Origin of the sequence: Rhizobacter sp. (assembly GCF_035702065.1) — a bacterium.
GTDB lineage: Bacteria > Pseudomonadota > Gammaproteobacteria > Burkholderiales > Burkholderiaceae_C > Rhizobacter.
In genome coordinates this window covers 1-20,724 of the sequence record NZ_DASSRA010000111.1, presented here as the reverse complement: position 1 = coordinate 20,724, position 20,724 = coordinate 1, and the positions used below count along the sequence as shown (strand labels likewise).

At 68.6% G+C, this 20,724-nt stretch carries 12 protein-coding genes; all 12 read left to right on the top strand.

Annotation, left to right across the window (positions count from 1 at the left end; all coding sequences use genetic code 11):
- Nucleotides 1-131 precede the first annotated feature (131 nt).
- Nucleotides 132-746 carry a hypothetical protein gene (locus VFL64_RS04965; RefSeq protein WP_489539277.1) on the top strand — a complete coding sequence of 205 codons (615 nt, stop codon included), beginning with the start codon at nt 132-134 and terminating at the stop codon, nt 744-746.
- The gene (locus tag VFL64_RS04960) at nt 743-1,306 is read left to right on the top strand and encodes a hypothetical protein (RefSeq protein ID WP_489539276.1); all 564 of its coding nucleotides are present in this window, start codon (nt 743-745) and stop codon (nt 1,304-1,306) included. The genes VFL64_RS04965 and VFL64_RS04960 overlap by 4 nt, the downstream gene beginning before the upstream one ends.
- Before the next feature lie 11 nt (nt 1,307-1,317).
- Nucleotides 1,318-3,714 carry a secretin N-terminal domain-containing protein gene (locus VFL64_RS04955; protein ID WP_489539275.1) on the top strand — a complete coding sequence of 799 codons (2,397 nt, stop codon included), beginning with the start codon at nt 1,318-1,320 and terminating at the stop codon, nt 3,712-3,714.
- Entirely contained in the window at nt 3,711-4,181 is a 471-nt protein-coding gene (locus VFL64_RS04950; RefSeq protein ID WP_489539274.1) for a type II secretion system protein, read from the top strand. The genes VFL64_RS04955 and VFL64_RS04950 overlap by 4 nt, the downstream gene beginning before the upstream one ends.
- 2 nt (nt 4,182-4,183) lie before the next feature.
- Nucleotides 4,184-4,561, top strand: coding sequence for a type II secretion system protein (locus VFL64_RS04945; RefSeq protein ID WP_489539273.1), 378 nt, complete (start codon nt 4,184-4,186; stop codon nt 4,559-4,561).
- Between the two features lie 37 nt (nt 4,562-4,598).
- Complete coding sequence (locus tag VFL64_RS04940; protein WP_489539272.1) at nt 4,599-5,021, top strand: type II secretion system protein; 423 nt, start codon at nt 4,599-4,601, stop codon at nt 5,019-5,021.
- Between the two features lie 219 nt (nt 5,022-5,240).
- Nucleotides 5,241-5,804, top strand: coding sequence for a PEP-CTERM sorting domain-containing protein (locus VFL64_RS04935; protein ID WP_489539271.1), 564 nt, complete (start codon nt 5,241-5,243; stop codon nt 5,802-5,804).
- A gap of 121 nt (nt 5,805-5,925) precedes the next feature.
- Nucleotides 5,926-13,236: a PKD domain-containing protein gene (locus VFL64_RS04930; protein ID WP_489539270.1), complete on the top strand. Its 7,311-nt coding sequence runs from the start codon at nt 5,926-5,928 to the stop codon at nt 13,234-13,236.
- Nucleotides 13,236-13,685, top strand: a complete 450-nt coding sequence (locus tag VFL64_RS04925) for a hypothetical protein (protein ID WP_489539269.1) — start codon at nt 13,236-13,238, stop codon at nt 13,683-13,685. The genes VFL64_RS04930 and VFL64_RS04925 overlap by 1 nt, the downstream gene beginning before the upstream one ends.
- A 96-nt stretch (nt 13,686-13,781) precedes the next feature.
- Entirely contained in the window at nt 13,782-15,458 is a 1,677-nt protein-coding gene (locus VFL64_RS04920; RefSeq protein WP_489539268.1) for an FAD-dependent oxidoreductase, read from the top strand.
- A 184-nt stretch (nt 15,459-15,642) separates the two neighbouring features.
- Nucleotides 15,643-17,409 (top strand): carbamoyltransferase family protein, encoded by a 1,767-nt coding sequence (locus VFL64_RS04915; protein WP_489539267.1) that lies wholly within the window; start codon nt 15,643-15,645, stop codon nt 17,407-17,409.
- A 4-nt stretch (nt 17,410-17,413) separates the two neighbouring features.
- A partial coding sequence (locus tag VFL64_RS04910; protein WP_489539266.1) for a MupA/Atu3671 family FMN-dependent luciferase-like monooxygenase occupies nt 17,414-20,724 on the top strand: 3,311 nt, incomplete at its 3' end.

Below are 20,724 nucleotides of genomic sequence, written 5' to 3'. Positions count from 1 at the left end.
CTGCTGCGCCATGCCGCCAGCATCCAGGAGATGCCGCAATTCGGCCGCACCCAGCTGCTGCGCATCGACCCCGAAGAAGGCAAGGGTGCGGCCGGGCTGTCGCGCCTGAGCTTCGACCTGATCTTGACGCGATGAACACCCTTGGCACGCCCTCTTCGACACTCCCGGCGTGGGCCCGCATGGCCCACTCGCGCGCCTGGATCGGCCTCGCCTTCTGGCGCCATGGCCTGTGGCTGCCGCTTAGCCTGGCCATGCTGGTGCTGGCCACCTGGATGGTGCAGGCGGCGCTCTCGACCCATCTGGCGCTCAAGCAGATCGAGATGCCGGCAGCAGTCGCCGCGGCGGCACCTGCAAGTCCCGCTGCAGCATCGGCCGTGGCCGAGGCACATGAGCTGCAGGCCTGGCGCGAGGTGCTGGTACCTGTTCGGCAGTCGACCGAACTCGTGCGCCACCTGGTGGAGCTGACCCAACCCGACCTGGCCTGGCAGCGCGCGCAGTTCCAGCAGAACGACGACCAGGCCCTGGGCGTCGTGCAGCTCCAGATCACCGTGCCGGTGAAAGGCGAATACAAGCAGATGCGCAAGGCGCTGGATCGCGCGCTTCTGGCAATGCCCAACCTCTCGCTCGACCAGGTGATGTTCCGGCGCCAGCAGGCCAGCGATTCGCAGCTGGAGGCGCAGGTCCGCTTCTCGCTCTGGCTGCAGGGCGACCGTCCTGCGGACGCGCGAAACGGAGGCCGTCCGTGAAGGCGCTGGGTTCGAACAAACGCATGGCGCTCATGCTGCCGGTGCTGGCCTTGGCCGCCTACCTGGCGGTGTTTGCCGACAAGACGCCGCAGGGTGGCGCCAAGGCCGCGGTGCCCGCCAGCCGGCCGGGTGTGACGGCGGCCACCGCGCCAGCACCAGCCAGCGTGGGTGCACCGAAGAACAAGCCTGCGGCGGTGCTGGAGCGCATCGAAACCCTGGTGCCGCGCAAGCAGCTGGTGAACCCTGCCGACCCATCGGCAGACCTGTTCGCAAGCCCCAGCTGGTCAGCTGCACCGCCACCGGCTCCGGTCGCACCGTCGGCTCCCCCGGTGCCCCAGGCGGCACAGATTGCACCGCCCAACTACCGGGTGCTCGGCAAGAAGCTGGAGAGCGAGGTATGGGAGGTCTACCTCGGGCGCGACGACACGAGCTTCATCGTGCGCGCGGGCGACACCCTCGAAGGCACCTGGCGCATCGACAAGGTCGAGCCGCCCAGCGTGTCGATGACCCATGTACCGAGCGGCAGCGTTCACAGCCTGCCCATCGGAGATTCGCGGTGAGAGAAAGAACGATGACGAGCTTCTGGAGGGGGCTGCTTGCAGCCGTGGTGTGCGTGGGGTTGTGGGGCTGTGCTGCGCAAACGGCCTACAGGGAAGGGCAGGCCAAGGTGGCCGAAGGCCAGTTCAACGAGGCTTTGGAGCGCTTTCGCGAAGCCGCTCGCCTGGAGCCTGGGTCTGCCGAATATCGCGTGGCCTTCGTGCTGACGCGCGACCGCATCATCGAGGCCCACCTGGCGCGCGCCGCGCAAGCGGCAGAGAAGGGCGAACTGATTGCCGCCGAGCGCGACTACCGCGCAGCGCTGGTGTTGAACGGCTCGGAAGAGCGTGCGCTGGCCGGGCTGCGGCAGCTGGACCAGCGGCGCCGCTGGGACCGCACGCTGCGTGAGGCCGAGACCTCCGCCGCCAAGAAGGACTGGGAAGACGTGCGGGTGAAGATGGTCGCACTGCTGCGCGAGAACCCGAACCAGCGCAAGGCGCAGGACCTGCTGCGCCAGGCCACCGACGCGCTCAAGCGGCAGGCCGAGGCCAGCGGCAGCGGCGAGAAGGCGCTGGCGGCGGCTTACCGCAAGCCGGTGACGATCGAGTTCCGCGACACCGCCATCAAGACCATCTTCGAGGTGCTCTCGCGTTCGTCGGGCCTGAACTTCATCTTCGACAAGGACGTGCGGCCCGAGCAGAAGGCCTCGATCTTCCTCAAGGACTCCACGGTCGAGGCGGCGATCAACCTGCTGCTGATGTCGAACCAGCTGGAGCAGCGTGTGCTGGATGGCAACACCCTCTTCATCTACCCGGGCACCGCGGCCAAGCAGAAGGAATACCAGCAGCTGAGCGTGCGCAGCTTCTACCTGGCCTATGCCGACGCCAAGACCGTGGCCACCACGCTGAAGAACCTGCTCAAGCTGCGCGACCCCATCATCGACGAGAAGCTCAACATGGTGATGGTGCGCGACTCGCCCGAGGCGATCCGCGTGGCCGAGAAGGTGGTGGCCCTGCATGACATCCCCGAGGCCGAAATCATGCTCGAGGTGGAGATCCTGGAGGTCAAGCGCACCCGCCTGCTCGACCTGGGCGTGCGCTGGCCCGACCAGCTGAGCCTCACGCCCCTGCCGTCGACCACCGGCGGCACGCTGACGGTGGCCGACCTGCGCAACCTCAACAGCAGCACCGTCGGCGCGGGGGTCGGGCCGGTGACGATCAACGCCAAGAAGACCGACACCGACGCCAACATCCTTGCCAACCCGCGCATCCGGGCTCGCAACCGCGAGAAGGCGAAGGTCCACATCGGCGAGCGCGTGCCCAACATCACCACCACCGCCACCTCGACCGGCTTCGTGGCCGAGTCGGTGAACTACGTCGACGTGGGCCTCAAGCTCGACGTGGAGCCCACGGTCTACCTCGACAACGAGGTGGCGATCAAGGTGGCGCTGGAGGTGAGCAACATCATCAGCCAGGTGCAGACCAAGTCGGGCACGCTGGCCTATCAGATCGGTACGCGCACGGCGAGCACGGTGCTGCGCCTGAAGGACGGCGAGAACCAGGTGCTGGCTGGCCTGATCAACGATGAGGATCGCCGCGCGGCCAACAAGGTGCCGGGCCTGGGCGAGATCCCGGTGCTGGGGCGTCTGTTCGGCAGCCAGGCCGATGACAGCGTCAAGACCGAGATCGTGCTGTCGATCACGCCACACGTGCTTCGCAACGTGCAGCGGCCCGACGCCGCTGGCCAGCAGTTCGACTCGGGCACCGAGATCAACACCGGCAGCCGCGGCGCTGACCTCGGTTCCGCCGCAGGGGCACCCGCGCGCGGCACGGCTGCGGCGGGTGGCGTGACGCCTCCAGTTCCTGCCCCCGCCGCGGTGGCGCCGGTTGCGGGCGTTCCCGCGGCGGCAGCCATGGGCACCGAGAATGCGGCCGGCCTGGCTTCGGCCGCCGTGGCCGGCAACGCTTCCGGCATATCGACGCTCGCGGGGAGCACGACTCAGCCCGCCAACACCATGCTGATGCGCTGGGAGGCGCCGCGCGCCGCACGCGTGGGCGACACGGTCACCGTCAACCTCTACTCCCACGCCGACCAGCCCGTGGCGGCCCTGCAGATGGTGCTGGGCCTCGACGCCGCCAGCGCTACCGTGGCCAGCGTGGCCGAGGGCAGCTTTCTGCGGCAAGGTGGAGGCACCACCAGCTTCAACAGCCAGGTCGACCCCTCTGGCCAGGTGCTGGTGACGGCCATCCGCAACGGGGGAGGCGGCGCGAGTGCTGAGGCGCCGCTGCTGAGCCTTAACGCGCGGATCACCTCGCGGCCCGCCAGTGGTGAACTGCGTCTGCAGGTGGTCAACGCGGCGCCGGTGGGCCTGCAGGGCCGGGCCATGGCAGCCCAGTTGCCGGCCGTGCTCAGCATCAGCGTGCTTCCATGAAGCGGGCCGGCTTCACCCTGATCGAACTGCTGGTGACTCTGGCCATCCTGTCGGTGCTGGCCACCGTGACGGTACCGCTGGCACAGCTGCAGGCGCAGCGCGCCAAGGAGCAGGAGCTGCGCGTCGCGCTACGGGAGATCCGTTCGGCCATCGACACCTACAAGCGCGCTTCCGACGAAGGCCGCATCGCGCGCGAGGTCGGTGGCACGGGCTTCCCGCCCGACCTCGAGGTGCTGGTGCAGGGCGTGGAAGATCGCCGTGACCCGAAGCGCCGCAAGATTTTCTTCCTGCGGCGTGTGCCGCGCGATCCGTTTGCCGAAGACGACTCTGTGCCCGATGCCGACACCTGGGGCCTGCGCGCCTACGCCAGCGAGGCCGACGACCCGCAGCCGGGTGCCGATGTCTATGACGTGCATTCGCGCAGCACGGTCATCGGCCTGAACGGTGCACCTTACCGGCGCTGGTGAACATGACCGCTCGATACCGCGGATTCACGCTGATCGAACTGCTCGTGGTGCTGGCCATCGTGGCGGTGCTGCTGACGCTGGCCGTGCCGCGCTACTACGGCAAGGTCGATGCGAGCAAGGAAGTGGTGCTGCGCGAGAACCTGCGCACCACACGCGACGTGCTGGGCAAGTTCTACGGCGACACCGGCCGCTTCCCCGAAACGCTCGATGAGCTGGTCGAGCGGAAGTACCTCGCCGCGGCGCCCTACGACCCGCTCACCGAATCGAGTTCGACATGGACCATCGTGCCCGTGCCCGAAGGCTACAAGGGGGCGGTCTACGACATCCGCAGCGCGGCACCCGGCGTCGACTCCGGCGGCAAGCCTTATGCGCAGTGGTAGAGCCTCGCGGGCCCGCGGCTTCAGCTATCTGTTGCTGATGGTGGTGCTGGCGGTGCTGGCTGTGACAACCGGGGTGGTGTCCGCAGGCGAGAACATCGCACGGCGCAATGCCGAACAGGCCTTGCTCGCCGTGGGCGAGGAGCTTCGCTCGGCGATCGTCAGCTTTCGTGCTGCAGGAGGCAATGGCGCTTCGTCGGGGCCGAAAGAACTGAGCGACCTGTTGCGCGACCCGCGTATGGCTGGTGTTCGCCGCCACCTGCGGCGCATCCCCGTCGATCCGCTCACCGGGGCCGCCTCCTGGGGGCTGGTGCGCGATGCGACCGGAGGCATCGCAGCCGTCTACAGCCTGGCCGAAGGTCGACCCATCAAGCGTGACAACTTCGAGGCTGCGCAGGCGGGCTTCGAGAATGCCGACTCCTATGCGCGCTGGTGGTTCGGCGTCAGTGTCCCCTTGCGCTAGTGCATGAGCGAAGGCGCGCGCAAGCCGGTCAACCACCGAGGTGAGGGGGGTCGCTGAAACGCTTGATCACGCAATCGACATGAACGCCACGCAATAATCAAACGCAGAAGTACACGGGCAGGCCGCAATGGCCTCGACAGGCCGCGACGGCCTCGAATCAGGGAGGGTTTCATGCAGTGGTGCGTACCGAGAGCCGCGCGCGGCTTGTGTGGGCTGGTCATGTCACTGGCCTTGCTGGCCGGCATGGCGGCTGAGGCGAACGCCTATACAGTGACCGTGACTCCAGCCGACCAGACCACGTCGGTCGGCAGCGAAATCAGCGTCGCCGTCACCGTGGGCGATGTGTTCCCCGGCGGACTGGGCAGCTACAACCTCGACCTGTCTTTCCAGGGTGGCGTGCTCGGCTTCGACCGCGTCGTTGATGGGATGGGCATGGGGGGCGCCTTCGGCCTCACCTATGCGCTCAACGGCGACGTGTTGAGCTTGACCGACACCTCGCTCGACGACGTCGACACCTTGCTGGCATCGCAAAGCGCGAGCTTCACCCTGTTCACCGTCTACTTCGACGCGCTGAGCGAGGGCACGAGTTTCCTGCGTCTGTCCGGCATGACGCTGGCCGACGCCTGGGGCGTTTCTGAATGGGGCGTCAGCGGCACGGACGGAAGCGTCACCGTGCAATCGGTCTCTGCCGTGCCGGAGCCCGGCACCTTCCCGTTGATTCTGCTCGGTGGCATCGCCTGTGTGTGGGCTGGTCGCCGCAACGCCGCCCGAGCCAGAACCTAGGCGAGCCCTAGACGCGCGTCGCGCGTCACCCATCACAAAAAAGCTGTACCGCACGCGGCCGCTGGCCGTGTTGACTCGGGTCCACCGCCACGTCCTCGTGGCGCCAAGGGAGAACTCATCCATGCGTAGCGTCAAGCAAGCCGTCGTGAAGGGCCTGTTGGCCATGGGGCTGACATTCGTCGGTTCCGGAGCCTGGGCGCTTAAGTGTGATGTCGACAACAACGGCCGCATCGACCGCGTCGACATCGGCCTGATCCAGCAGGCCATCGTCGCCAAGTCACCCGTCACCGGGCCCGAGGATCCGCGCGATGCCGATGACAACAACGTCATCAACGCCGTCGACAGCCGCATCTGCACACTGCGTTGCCGCTACGCCAGCTGCGCCGTTAACGGCACGCCGGTGGCCGATGCCGGGCCCGACAGCACGGTGCGCGTGGGTGAGCGGGTCACGCTCAATGGCGCGGCGTCGAGCGACCCCGATGGCAATGCGCTCACCTATGCCTGGTCATTCACCAGCCGACCGGCTGGCAGCGCCGCCGCACTGACCGGCGCGACCAGCATCAACCCGAGCTTCACCGCCGACCGCCCGGGGAGCTACGTGTTGCAGCTGGTGGTCAACGACGGCACCGTCAGCAGCACTGCCGACAGCGTCACCATCAGCACCAGCAACTCGGCGCCCGTGGCGAATGCCGGCGCCGACCAGACCGCACGCGTCGGTGACACCGTGGTGCTCGATGGCCGCGGCAGCAACGACGTCGATGGCGACACGCTCAGCTACGCGTGGCGCATCGTCAGCGCGCCGGCCGGCAGCAGCTCGGTGCTGAGCAATGCCGCGGTGGTGCAGCCCAGCCTGCGCCTGGACGTGTCGGGAACCTACGAACTCCAGCTCGTCGTCAACGACGGCAGCGTGAACAGCGCGGCCGACACGGTGATCGTCTCCACCACCAACTCGGCGCCCGTGGCACGCCCGGGCAGCAACCAGTCGGTGGCACTCGGCGCGCTGGTGCAGCTCAACGGCAGCGGCAGCTCCGACGTCGACGGCAACCCGCTCACCTACGCCTGGTCGCTGCTCAGCCGCCCGGCGGGCAGCAGCGCAGCCCTCAGCAATGCCGGCCTGGTGAACCCGACCTTCACCGCCGACCGCCCCGGCACGTACGTGGCGCAGCTGATCGTCAACGACGGCTTCACCAACAGCGCCGCCGCCAGCGTCACCATCAGCACCGACAACGCGGCGCCCACGGCCAACGCCGGAGCCGACCAGACGGTGCCCCTGGGGGCCACCGTGCAACTGAGCGGCGGCGCGTCCACCGACCCCGAGGGAACCGCGCTGGCCTACACCTGGGCCCTGACCACTCGGCCGGCCGGGAGCACGGCCGCCCTGAGCGGCGTGAACCTGGTCGCGCCGAGCTTCGTCGCCGATCGACCGGGCACTTATGTGGCGCAGCTCATCGTCAGCGACGGCGTGCTGAGCAGTGCACCCGACACCATCATCGTCAGCACCCAGAACTCGCGCCCGGTGGCCGACGCGGGTGCGCCGCAGTCGGTCGAGACCGGCAGCACGGTGCAGCTCAACGGCAGCGGCAGCCGCGATGCCGACGGCAATCCGCTCACCTACAGCTGGAGCCTCACCACCCGACCGGCCGGCAGCGTGGCCGTGCTGGCCAACGCGACCAGCATCAACCCGAGCTTCGTCGCCGATCTGGCCGGCAGCTACGTTGCCCAGCTCATCGTGAGCGATGGCAGCCTGGCCAGCGCGCCCGTCACCGTGCTGATCACGGTGACGACCACCAACCGGGCGCCGACGGCAGCCGCCTCCGCCAATCCGACCACGGTGAATGTCGGCAGCAGCGTGAGCCTGAGCAGCGCCGGCTCCAGCGACCCTGACGGCAACCCCATCACCTACGCCTGGAGCGTGGCCCTGCGGCCGTCAGGCAGCGTGGCCGCCATCAGCAATGCCACCGCATCGACCGCAGGTTTCACGCCGGACGTCGCAGGGGCCTACACCTTCCAGCTGACCGTCTCCGATGGTTCGCTGAGCGCCAGTGCCACGGCGAGCATCACGGCCAACGCCGTGGTGACCAACCGGCCGCCGGTCATCGTGACTGCGGCCCCGACGGCCGCCACCGTCGGTGCGCCCTATGTGTATGACGTCGATGCCACCGATCCCGATGCGGGCAGCACGCTGGTCTATTCGTTGACCGTCGCGCCGGCCGGCATGGCCATCAACCCGGCGACAGGCCTGATCAGCTGGACGCCGACACCGGCGCAGCTGGGTGCCCAATCGGTCACGGTGCGTGTGGCCGATGCAGGGGGCCTGTCCGCGAGCCAGAGCTTCACGGTGACGGTGTCCGGTGCGGCCACACCGCTGCAACTGGCCGCCACGCTGACGCCTGCCATCGCCAACGCGGGCGAGACCGTGACGCTCACGGTGCTGGTGTCGGGCGGCAATGGTGGGGCGGTCACGCGCACGGCAACGCTCGATGGCGTGCCGCTCGTGCTCAATGGCGCCGGCGTTGCGAGCTTTGCGGCGCCCGCCACGGGTGTCCACCGCGTCCTGGCGCGCGCCGAATCGGCGCCCGTGAATGGCAATGCGCCGGCACCGCAGGTGCGCGAGTTCATCCTTACCGTGCGCGACGCGAGCGATACCACGGCACCGGTTGCGGCGATCACCAGCCCGGCGGCCAACAGCGAAGTGCTGTCACCCGTGCCCGTCATCGGCACGGCCACCGACGCCCGCTTTGCCTACTACCAGTTGCTGCTGCGCCCGGCCGGGTCGGGCAGCTCCGCATGGACCGAGATCTACCGCGGCCTGAGCGCGGTGAGCAATGCGGCGCTGGGCACCCTGGATCCCTCGCGCATCGCCAACGGCGTGTACGAACTGGGCCTCAACGTGGTCGACGTCAACGGCCGTGCCACGAGCACCGTCGTGCCGATCGAGGTGTCGCGCGACCGCAAGATGGGCCAGGTCAAGCTGAGCTTCACCGACATCCGCGTCGATGCCAGCGGCATGCCGCTCACCTTGACCCGCAGCTACGACAGCCTGAAGAAGGATGTCCTGGGTGACTTCGGCTGGGGCTGGAGCGCCGACTCGCAGGACGTGAGCGTGCGCAAGAACATGGTGTTCGGCCAGCAATGGGTCGTGACCACCAGCGGCTTCAACATCTGTCTGCGCCCGGTGGGCCAACGCCGCATCACCGTCACCATGCCCGATGGCGGCGTCTATCGCTTCCAGGCGCGCAACCAGCCCGAGTGCGCCTTCGCGCAAGTGCCTGAGGTGAACATCGTGCTCGATCCGCTGCCCCTGCCTGTGGGTGGTGGTGCCGGTTCCGCCGCAGGTGCCGGGGTGCTGGAGGTTATCGTCACCGACTCGATCCTGGCGCAAGGCGGCAACATCTACAACGCCGACACCGGCGACTACTGGAACCCCACCGACTTCCGCTTCACCGACGCGCAGGGCGTGCGCCACACGCTGCGCGAAGGCGTGGGCGTGGTCAGCAAGACCGACCGCTACGGCAACACCATCACCTACGGCCCCGGTGGAGCCCAGCACAGCGCCACGCTGGGCCTGCAGCTGGTGCGCGACGCGCAGGGCCGCATCACGCGTGCGACCGACCCATCGGGCCGCAGCCTCAATTACGCCTACAACGCCGCGGGCGAGCTGGCCAGTGTGACCGACCGGGCCAGCCAGGTCACCTACTTCCAGTACGACACCGCGACCCACCAGCCCGGCACGGGCGACGCCGGCAGCGTCAACAGCGCCCACTTGCTGGCGTCCATCACCGACCCGAGCGGGCAGGTGGTCCTGCGTCAGCAGTTCGATGAATATGGCCGCCTGGTCGCCAAGGCCGACGGCAATGGCGTGAGCGCGACCCAGACCTTCGACGAGGCCAACAACCAGCAGCGCGTGGTCGATCGCCGTGGCAACCCGACCACCTACACCTTCGATGCGGCGGGCAATGTCACCCGCATCGTCGATGCACGCGGCGGCACCTTCGACCTGAGCTACGACGCCAATGGCAACGAACTGACGCGCCGCGATCCGCTCGGCAACGTCACCACCAAGACCTACAACGCGGTCAGCGGGAAGGTGCTCACCGAGTCCGATCCGCTGGGGCGTGTCACGACCACGGCCTACCCGACCACCGGGCGCGACTCCGAGCGCCAGAACCCGGTCAGCGTGACCGACCCGATGGGCCGCGTGACCAGCTTCGGCTACCTCGCAGGCGACAGCACCTTCCCCGGCGCCATGCCCAACTCGGTGACCGAGCCGCTGGGCCGGGTGACCACCTTCGGCATGGACGCACGCGGCAACGTGACGTCGGTGAACGCGGCCGGCATCGTCAGCAGCTACGCCTACGACACCCGCGGCCGCCGCATCCGCGAGACCGACGGCCTGGGCGCCGTCACCGACCTCACCTACGACGATGCCGGCAACGAGCTCACCCGAACCGTCACCCGCACGGTGAACGGCGTGGCCCGCACCGAGACCATCACGCGCGTCTACGACGGCGAGAACCGCATCACGCAGGAGACGGACGCCACCGGCGCCGTCCGGCGCACGAGCTACCACCCGACCGGCCAGATCGCCACGACCACCGATGCGATCGGGCGCGTCACACGTTTCACCTACGACGCCAACTCGCGCCTGACCCGCACCGAGTTCGCGGATGGCAGCCGCACCGAGACCGAGTACGACGCCAACGGCAACCGGATCAGCACCACCGACCGGTTGGGCCGCGTCACGCGCATGTCGTACGACGAGCTGAACCGCCTGGTGCTGACGCAGAACCCGGATGGCAGCAGCCGCAGCCGTGAGTACGATGCCGCGGGCCGCCTGACCGCCGAGGTCGACGAGCGCGGCGCGCGCCGTGTAAACGAGTACGACGCCGCCGGCCAGCTCACGGCGAGCATCGATGCCAGCGGCCGTCGCACCGAACACACCTATGACGCTGCAGGCAACATCACGCAGACCCGCCTGCCGGGCGGCCGTGCCATCAACTTCAGCTTCGACGCGCTGAACCGCCTGACGCGCATCGACTATCCGGATGGCAGCGCACATGCCTCCACCTATCGACCGGATGGCCGCAAGGCCACCGAGACCGACGCCCGCGGCGTGCTCACCACCTACGGCTACGACGCCAACGGGCGATTGGTCAGCGTGATCCAGAGCGGCGTGGCCAGCGCCACGACCTACGGCTACGACGAAACCGGCGCCAAGACCCTGCAGCGCGACGCCGCAGGCCGCCAGGTGCAGTGGCGTTTCGACGCCGCAGGCCGCATCGTCAGCCGCAGCCTGCCCGACGGCAGCGTCGAGACCTTCGCGTACGACGCCCAAGGCCAGCTCACCGGCTACACCAACTTCGGTGGCGTGACGGTTACCCACACCTACGACAGCCAGGGTCGCGAGGTCACTCGCAGCATCCCGGCCAGCGCCGGTGCGCCGGCCCGCTCGATCAGCTGGACCTACACCGCGGAAGGCCTGCCCGCCACCCAGACGGAGACCGGCTCCAGCTCGTCGCAGGGTGTCACCAGCTACACCTACGACACCAAGGGCCAGCTCCTGCAGATGGTCACGCCCCAGGGCACGCTGAGCTGGGTCTACGACCCCGCGGGCCGCATCGTCCAGCGCAGCACGGCCGAGGGCAGCACGGGCTACCTGTACGACGGCGACGGTCGCTTGACGCAACTGACGGCGCCTGACGGCAACGTCACCACCTACGCCTACGACGCAGCCGGCCGCCTGGTTCACAGCGAACAGGCCCTGGGTGCTGCGGGCAGCGGCATCAGCCTGGTCACCGACAAGCGATACGACGCGCAGGACCGCGAGCTCGCCATCGCCTACAGCCGCCGCAGCGGCGCGGGCACCACGATGCTGGGAGGCCAGAGCATCACCCGCGGGACGGGCGGTGCCATCACGCGCATCGACACCTTCGGCCCGGCTGCCGCCTACGACGCCGTCACGGGCAGCTTCACCGGCACCCCGGTGCGGGTGAAGACCTTCGGCTACGACGCCAACGCCCGCCTGACGGGTGAAAACAACTACCGCGGCGCCGAGCTGACCGCCTGGCTGGCAAACGGCACCAGCCCGGCCACGCAGGCCATCGGCTATGCCTACGACAGCGTGGGCAACCGCACCAGCAAGACGGTGACCACGCCGTCCGGCACGGAGTCGACGGCTTACGCCTACGACAGCACCGACCGCCTGCTCAGCGAAACCCTGACCACGGCCACCGGCAGTACGGTGAACACCACCTACACCTGGGGCAGCAATGGTGCGCTGGCCAGCAAGCAGAGCCCGGGCGAGTACACCGGCTACACCTTCGATGCCGAGAACCGCCTGATCAGCGTGCAGCGAGGCACCAGCCCCGCCACGGCCACCGTGGTCGCGAGCTACGGCTACGACGCCAAGGGCCAGCGCATCAGCAAGACGACGGCCGCCGGCACGACGCGCTTCCTGATCGACCCGACCACCCTGTGGGCGCAGGTGGCGCTCGAAAGCACCGCCACCGATCGCACCGCCTACGTGTGGGCCGACGGCCTGCGGCAGCAAACCCGCGGCGGGCAGGGCACGCTGTTCGGCAGTCCGACCGACAGCGTCGTTCCGCTGGCCGGCCACCTGGGCACCCCCATCGCCGCGATCAATGCCGATGGATCGATCGCCGAGCAGTACGACATCAGCGCCTATGGCGAGGTCGATGTCGGTGCGGCCAGGCTGAACAACCTGTACGCCGGCGAGCACTGGGACGCCGACAGCCAACTGGTGTACCTGCGTGCCCGCTGGTACGACCCGAAGACGGGCCGCTTCATCTCGGCCGACCCGGCGGAAGGCCTGCAGAAGGACCCGCATTCCCTGCACCGCTACAACTACGCCAACGGCGACCCGGTTCAGACCGTGGACCGCTCCGGCAAGTTCGGCCTGCTTGCATCGATGGACGCCAGCGTGACCAATGCGCTGTCCTCGGTGAGTGCGGCGTTCCGTCTGGGTTCGGCGGTTGGTGGCGCGGCACTGCGCAACCTGGGCATGGTGGTCGAGGCGCAGGTTGAGAGGCTGCTCGTCAGCCGCTTCGGGGCAGCTGCCGTCCAGAACGGCATCCGGCTCGAAGGTGCGGGTGGCACGCGGGTGATCGACTTCCTGGTCCGCCTGGGTGATCGACTGACCTTCCTCGAAGTCAAGTACGGCTTGCCGCGCAAGGCCGGCGCCGCCCTGACACGTCTGGTAGGCCAGATGCGCACGGCGACCACCGCAGGGGCGGAGCTTGCCGCCGCAGAAGGGGCGACCTCCGAGGTGGTGCTCTTCACCTGGGCCGCGCCCACCGAAGCACAGATGGCGCTGGTGCTGGCCGAACTGGGGGAGACCGCGAGTTCGGTGAGAATCGTCAGCGGCTTCGTGAACCTCAATAGCTATCTCTGGCGCTTCTTCCTGGGTATTTGATGGACAAATCTCTGCGTACGTCGTTGTGGAAAGGGCTGACGGCTGCGCTCGTGCAGGCCTTTCCATCGCTGACGCCTTACAAGGAGAAGACCAAGTACATCTGGCCGGGCGAACTGGTCTTCAGCTCGCCCGATCTGGTGGAAGGCAAGACGGCCTTCGTGATCATCAGCGCCGATGCCAAAGGTCGTGACCAGATCACCGTGGAGCTGGCCTGGTCGTCGACCGGCCGGTTCCCCGAGCTGGTCGTGCGGCCGTCCGACGTTCCCGCAAGAAACGAACACCTGCTCACGCGGCCGCAGGCTGCGGTGCGCCTCTTCAGCCTCGGCGATCCGAACGCCGACAGCCGCATGGCCGTCACCAAGGACGGCATCGATCGGGTCATCGAGCGCACGATCTCCGAGCTGCAATTGCATGGCCTGCCCTACCTGAAACGCGTGCGCGCAGCCTGACCCGGCTGCGGTCCATGCCTTGGGCCGCTGGAGCTGGCCGCCGGTCTGCTGCAGACTACGGCGTCTTCACACGGAGGCCTGCGAAGCCGGGGCTCCATGCCTGATGGGGTTGCCATGGCCGACGATGCACCGAGCGAGCTCCTGTCTCGCCGCCACCAGATGTTCCCGATCCTCAGCGAGGCCGAGATCGCCCGCATGCACCGCTTCGGCGCCGTGCAGGCTCACCCGAGAGGCACACGGCTGAGCACCGCGGGCGAGCCGGCGCGGGGGATGTTCGTGGTGCTCCAGGGCGTGGTGGCGGTGAGCCAGCGCGACGGGCTGGGGCACGTGGTGCCGGTCGTGCAGCACGCCCGAGGCCAGTTCATGGGCGAGGTGGGGGCGCTCTCGGGCCGGCCTTCGCTGGTGGATGGGATCGCGCAGGAAGACGTGGAAGTGCTGCTGCTCCTGCCCGGCCAGCTGCGTGCGCTCATCATTGCCGAGGCCGATCTCGGCGAGCGCCTGGTGCGTGCGCTGATCCTGCGGCGGGTGGCGCTCATCGAGAAGGGCGCCAGCGGGCCGGTGTTGATCGGCCAGCCGCAGTCGGCCGACCTGCTGCGGCTGCAGAACTTCCTGCGGCGCAACGGTGAGCCCTACCACGTGATGGATGCCACCCAGGACAGCTGCGCCGCCGCCCTGATGGAGCAGTCGGGCGTCGCGCCGGGCGAGCCGCTGGTGGTGTGCCCCGATGGCTCGGTGCTGGTCAACCCGAGCGAGCACGCGCTGGCGCGCTGCATGGGCATGGTCGACACGCACGAGCACGATGACCTGTTCGACGTGGCCGTGGTCGGCGCCGGGCCCGCCGGGCTCTCCACCGCGGTGTACGCCGCGTCCGAAGGCCTGCGCGTGGTGGTGCTCGATTGCCGCTCGTACGGCGGGCAGGCCGGCGCCAGCGCGCGCATCGAGAACTACCTCGGCTTCCCCACCGGCATCTCGGGCCAGGCCTTGGCCGGCCGTGCCTACGTGCAGGCGCAGAAGTTCGGCGCCGAGATGCTGATCCCGGCCGAAGTGCAGTCGCTCGATTGCAAGCGCACCGGGCCCGAGCGTGAGCTGGTCCTGCGCCTCACCGACGGGCGGCGCCTGCGCGCACGCACCGTCGTGATCGCCAGCGGCGCGCGCTACCGCCGGCCCGGCGTGTCGCGCCTGGCCGAGTTCGAAGGGCGGGGCATCTGGTACTGGGCGTCGGCGATCGAGGCCACCATGTGCGCCCGGACCGAGGTGGTGTTGGTGGGTGGCGGCAACTCCGCCGGGCAGGCTGCGGTGTTCCTGTCGCAGCATGCCTCCAAGGTCCACATGCTGGTGCGAGGGCCCAGCCTGGCTGCGAGCATGTCGCGCTACCTCATCGACCGCATCGAAGCCACGCCCAACATCGAGTTGCGGCCGCACACCGAGATCACCCAGCTGCACGGCGACGCGCGCGACGGCCTGGCAGCCGTGTCATGGCGGGATCATCGAGCGGGTGTAGAAGAGCAGAAGACGCTGCGCAACGTGTTCCTCTTCGTCGGCGCCGATCCTGAAACGGGCTGGCTGCAGGGCTGTCGGGTGGCGGTGGATGCGAGCGGCTTCGTGCTCACAGGCGCAGGGGATGCGGCGCCGCTCGAATCCAGCGTGTCCGGCGTCTTTGCTGTCGGTGACGTGCGCTCGGGCTCGGTCAAGCGCGTCGGGGGAGCCATCGGTGAAGGGGCTGCCGCGGTGGCACAGATCCACCAATACCTCGCGAAGACAGCCGTGCATTGATTTGCCGCAAGGCAGTCGCTGAGGTGCGACGAAGTTGGCAGAACATGGCACAAGAGGGCCGCTTGAATGAGGGGTTCCTTCAAGTGAGGGGCCTGCCATGAGGGCGCCGAAGGCTCATCCTGAGTGATGATTCGGGTCCGCAGCATTGTGCTGTTCGCTTGATCGAATTAGAGGGGATCTTTCCTTGAACATCCTGGGACTCAGCGGCTTCGACAACGCCGTATCTTTCAAACGCCGCCACTTCCCCGACCTGGAGAAACGCGCCTACCGCATCGCCCAGGGTTTCGATTCAGCCGCTGTGCTGCTGCGTGATGGTGCCGTGCAGTTCGGCATCGCCGAAGAGCGCATCACGCGCGAGAAGGCCACCGGCGAGTTCCCTTTCCGTTCGATCAAGGCCAGCCTGGCCCATGCCGGCATCGACGCCAGCAAGCTCGACTTTGTCGCCCACTGCTTCAACTACGCGCCCCACAAGGCGGGCATGCAGGAGGAGGCCTTCTACCGCGGCCAGTACGACGAGGTCTACGACCCGGCGCTGCAGGTCAAGCTGCTCGAGCAGCACTTCCCCGGCACCGACTGGGCCAGCAAGTTCGTCGCCGTGCCGCACCACCTGGCGCACGCCGCGAGTGCCTTCTATCAAAGCGGCTTCAAGGAATCACTGGTCTTCGTGAGCGACGGCATGGGCGAGACCGACAGCATGACGGTCTACACCGCCCAGGGTGCCGACCTCAAGCTCCTCGCTTCGGTGCCGGCCTTCCACTCTTTGGGGGTGCTGTACAGCGCGTTCACGCTGTACCTCGGCTTCGACTTCAACATGGACGAGTACAAGGTGATGGGCTTGGCGCCGTTCGGCGACAAGCGCAAGTACTTCAACCAGGTGATGGAGCTGGTGCGCCTGAAGGATGACGGCACCTACGCCATCCCGCTGTTCGCGCAGAACCAGACCGTGCTCGAGCGAGAGTCGCACGCCGGCGTGCTGAAGGCGCTGGTCGAGCGCTTCGGCCCTGCCCGCATGCCCGACGGCGAGATGAACCAGCACTACAAGGACCTCGCCGCCGCGGTGCAGGCCGTGCTGCAGACGGTGCAGTTGCACGTGCTGCGCCACTTCTCCAGCACCACCGGTCTCGAGAACCTGTGCATGGCTGGCGGCGTGTCGCTCAACTGCACGGCCAACGGCATCATCAAGCGCAGCAACCTGTTCGACAACGTGTTCGTGCAGCCCGCGGCCGGTGACGACGGTGCCGCCCTAGGCGCGGCGCTCTACGTGCAGCACACCCGCCAGCCCGGCACCCCCGCACCGCGCATCGCCGCGCCGCTGTGGGGCCCGGAGTACAGCACGAGCGAAGTCGAGGCCGTGCTCAAGGCCCGCACCGACATTGACGTCAAGCGCTTTGATACCGTAGAGGCGCTCACCGCCGCCACCGCCGAGCGCCTGGAGCGCGGCGAGATCCTTGGCTGGTTCCAGGGCCGCATGGAATTCGGCCCGCGTGCGCTGGGCTGCCGCAGCATCATTGCCGACCCGCGGCCGGCCGACATGCGCAACCGCGTCAACATGCTGATCAAGAAGCGCGAGGGCTTCCGCCCCTTCGCGCCGGCCGTGGCCTTCGAGCGCGCCAGCGAGTACTTCGAGATCGAGCCGGGCGACGAGGAAACCTTCGCCCACATGCTGTTCGTGCTGCCGGTCAAGCCGGACTGGCGCAACAAGCTGCACGCCATCACCCACGTTGACGGCACGGCCCGCGTGCAGTCTGTGCGGCCCGAGACCAACCCGCGCTTCTACAGCCTGCTCAAGGCCTTCGAAGCGAAGTCGGGCGTGCCCATGGTGCTCAACACCTCGTTCAACGTGAAGGGCCAGCCCATTGTGTGCACGCCCACCGAGGCGATCGATACCTTCCTCTCGGCCGGCTTGTTCGCCCTGGTGATCGACAACTTCATCGTGACCGCCAAGAAGTAAATCCATGATGCGCAAAGACCTCGCCAGCCAGACGGCCCATTGGCAGCAACAGGTGGCGTCGGCTGCGCCGGCGTTCGAATGGCCGCTCGACCGGGCCCGCGTGCCGGCGCCGTCCTTCCTGCGCGAGACCGCCACGCACAGCCTGAGCCCGCAACGCTGGAGCGCAGTGCAGCAGCTGGCCTCGGCGACGTCGGTGGAGCCCTTCACCCTGGTGCTCGGCGCCACCGCGCTGCTGGCCTACCGCTACAGCGGCCAAGACGACCTCTGGATCGGCAGCGCCGCCACCGCCCTGAATGCCGATGGGGAAGAGCGTCCTAACCTGGTCGGCCTGCGCATCGAGGTGCCGGCCGACGGCAGCGTGGCCGACTTCCTGGCCAGCGTGCAGCGCGCGGTGGCCGCGGCGGGCGAGCACCGCGACGTGCCCTTCGCCACGGTGGCGGCCGCCGCAGGTGCACCGCTCTTTCGCACCCTGGTGCTGCCCAATGGCGTCGCCAGCCCGTTGTGGCAAGGCGCCAAGGCGCCCAACCCGGCCCGCATGGGTGCGCACGCGGCCGAATGTGACTTCGTGCTGTCGGTGTCCGCACAAGGCGAGGGCGCCCTGCTGAGCGCTGAGTTGACAGTTCAATACGACCCGGACCTGTTTGACGCATCGACCGTCGAGCGCCTGCTGGGCCAGATCGACACCGTGCTCGGTGCCATCGCCACCGGCAGCGACCTGCGCCTGCTGGCCGTGCCGCTGGCCACCGAAGCCGAGCGTGCACGCCTGGTCAGCGAGTGGAACCAGACTGCGCGCGACTACGACCGCAACACCACCGTCCAGGCGCTGATCGAAGCGCAGGCCGCCAAGACGCCTGATGCGCCGGCCCTGGTGTTCGCCGGCGAGACGCTCAGCTACGCCGAGCTCGACGCCGCGGCCAACCGCCTGGCCCACCTGCTGATCGCCAAGGGCGTCGGCCCCGACGTGCCGGTGGGCGTGTGCATCGAGCGCTCCACCACCATGGTGATCGCCGTGCTGGCCGTGCTCAAGGCCGGCGGCGCCTACATCCCCATGGACCCGAGCTACCCGGCCCAGCGCATCGCCTACATGGCCGAGGACTCGCACGTGCGCCTGGTGCTGGCCGACCGCGACATTCCCGGCATCGGCGCCGGTGCGGGCGCCGAGCTGCTGCGCGTCGAATCCATCCCCGAGGCCGACCAGCCCGCCACCAGCCCGGGCGCGCGCTCGCAGGCCGGCAACCTGGCCTACCTCATCTACACCTCAGGTTCGACCGGCCGCCCCAAGGGCGTGATGGTCGAACACCGCAACGTCGTCAACTTCTTCGCCGGCATGGACGACCGCCTGGGCACCGAGCCCGGCATCTGGCTCGCCGTGACCAGCCTGTCGTTCGACATCTCCGTGCTCGAGCTTCTGTGGACGCTGAGCCATGGCTTCCAGGTGGTGCTGCATGCTTCGCGGCCCGCGCCGGCGCGCGGCGCCAAGGCCACGAGCGTCCAGTTCGGGCTCTTCTACTTCGGCAGCGACGACGGTGTCTACGCCCAGGCCACCGGCCGCGACAAGTACAAGCTGCTGCTCGATGGCGCCAAGTTCGCCGACGAGAACGGCTTCCACGCCGTGTGGACGCCCGAGCGGCACTTCCACATCTTCGGCGGCATGTACCCCAGCCCCTCGGTGGCGGCCGGCGCGTTGGCCGTGCACACCAAGAACGTGAAGATCCGCGCCGGCAGCGTGGTGCTGCCGCTGCACAACCCGGTGCGCGTGGCCGAGGAATGGTCGTTGGTCGACAACCTGTCCGACGGCCGCGTGGGCATCTCGTTCGCGTCCGGCTGGCAGCCGCAGGACTTCGCCATCGCACCGCAGGCCTTCCCCGACCGCCACAACCTGATGTTCGAAGGCATCGAAACCGTTCGCGCCCTGTGGCGTGGCGAAGAGCGCACGATGCCCGGCGGCGACGGCAAGCCGGTCAAGGTGATGACGCGGCCGCGCCCGGTGCAGGCCGAGCTGCCGGTGTTCGTGACCGCCGGGGGCTCGCCCGAGACCTTCCGCAAGGCCGGCGAGATCGGCGCCTCCGTGCTGACGCACCTGCTGGGCCAGTCGATCGAGCAGTTGTCCGAGCGCATCGCCGTCTACCGCAAGGCCTGGCGCGACCATGGCCACGCAGGCGAGGGCCACGTCGCGCTGATGCTGCACACCTTCGTCTCCGACGACGCCGCCTTCGTGCGCAAGACGGTGCACGAGCCGCTCAAGAACTACCTCAAGGGTTCGGTGGGCCTGTTCGCACCGGTGGCTGCTGCCAAGGGCCTGGACGTCAACAACCTGTCGCCGCAAGACCTGGAAGACCTGGCCGAGTTCGCCTTCGAGCGCTACTTCGAGACCAGCGGCCTGTTCGGCACGCCCGAGACCTGCGCGCCCTTCGTGGCCCAGCTCAAGTCGCTCGGTGTCGATGAACTGGCCTGCCTGATCGACTTCGGCATCGCCGTCCCCACGGTGCTCGGCAACCTGCCGCACCTCGACGCGCTGCGCCGCCGCTGCGGTGGCCTGCAGGCCGGCAACCACGAGCCCATGTCGGTGGGTGACATGCTGCGTGATCACCGGGCCACGCACTTCCAGTGCACGCCGTCCATGGCCAGCATGCTTGTCGGCGACCCGGCCCAGGCCGCGTCGCTCGCCACGCTCAAGCGCATGATGGTCGGCGGCGAGGCCCTGTCCGAGGCACTGGCTGCTGAACTCCGTGCCGCCATGCCGAATGGCCAGCTGACCAACATGTACGGACCGACCGAGACCACCGTCTGGTCGACCACGCACGACGTGGACGCTTCGCCGGGCCCCGTGCCCATCGGCCGCCCGATTGCCAACACGCAGGTCTACGTGCTCGACGCTGCGCTCAACCCGGTGCCCACCGGCGTGGTCGGCGAGCTCTACATCGGCGGCGAAGGCGTGACGCGCGGCTACTTCGAGCGCCCGGAGCTCAATGCCGAGCGCTTCATCGCCGACCCGTTCACCGGCGCGCGCATGTACCGCACCGGCGACGTGGCGCGCTATCGCGCCGACGGCACGCTCGACTTCCTCGGCCGCGCCGACTTCCAGGTCAAGCTGCGCGGCTACCGCATCGAGCTGGGCGAGATCGAATCGGCCATCCGGCGCGATGCCGCGGTGTCCGAAGCCGCGGTGATGGTTCAGGAAGACACGCCCGACGACAAGCGCCTGGTGGCCTACATGGTGGCGCGCCCGGGTCAGGCCATCGACGTCGACGGCATCCGCAACCAGTTGCGCGCGCAGCTGGCGGAGTTCATGGTGCCCTCGGCCTTCATCGTGCT

Excerpts from the sequence above, each read along its gene's own strand:
- VFL64_RS04965 (WP_489539277.1), top strand. The coding sequence starts at position 132 with ATGAACACCCTTGGCACGCCCTCTTCGACACTCCCGGCGTGGGCCCGC.
- VFL64_RS04955 (WP_489539275.1), top strand. The coding sequence starts at position 1,318 with ATGACGAGCTTCTGGAGGGGGCTGCTTGCAGCCGTGGTGTGCGTGGGG.
- VFL64_RS04950 (WP_489539274.1), top strand. The coding sequence starts at position 3,711 with ATGAAGCGGGCCGGCTTCACCCTGATCGAACTGCTGGTGACTCTGGCC.
- VFL64_RS04945 (WP_489539273.1), top strand. The coding sequence starts at position 4,184 with ATGACCGCTCGATACCGCGGATTCACGCTGATCGAACTGCTCGTGGTG.
- VFL64_RS04940 (WP_489539272.1), top strand. The coding sequence starts at position 4,599 with ATGGTGGTGCTGGCGGTGCTGGCTGTGACAACCGGGGTGGTGTCCGCA.
- VFL64_RS04935 (WP_489539271.1), top strand. The coding sequence starts at position 5,241 with ATGTCACTGGCCTTGCTGGCCGGCATGGCGGCTGAGGCGAACGCCTAT.
- VFL64_RS04930 (WP_489539270.1), top strand. The coding sequence starts at position 5,926 with ATGCGTAGCGTCAAGCAAGCCGTCGTGAAGGGCCTGTTGGCCATGGGG.
- VFL64_RS04925 (WP_489539269.1), top strand. The coding sequence starts at position 13,236 with ATGGACAAATCTCTGCGTACGTCGTTGTGGAAAGGGCTGACGGCTGCG.
- VFL64_RS04920 (WP_489539268.1), top strand. The coding sequence starts at position 13,782 with ATGCCTGATGGGGTTGCCATGGCCGACGATGCACCGAGCGAGCTCCTG.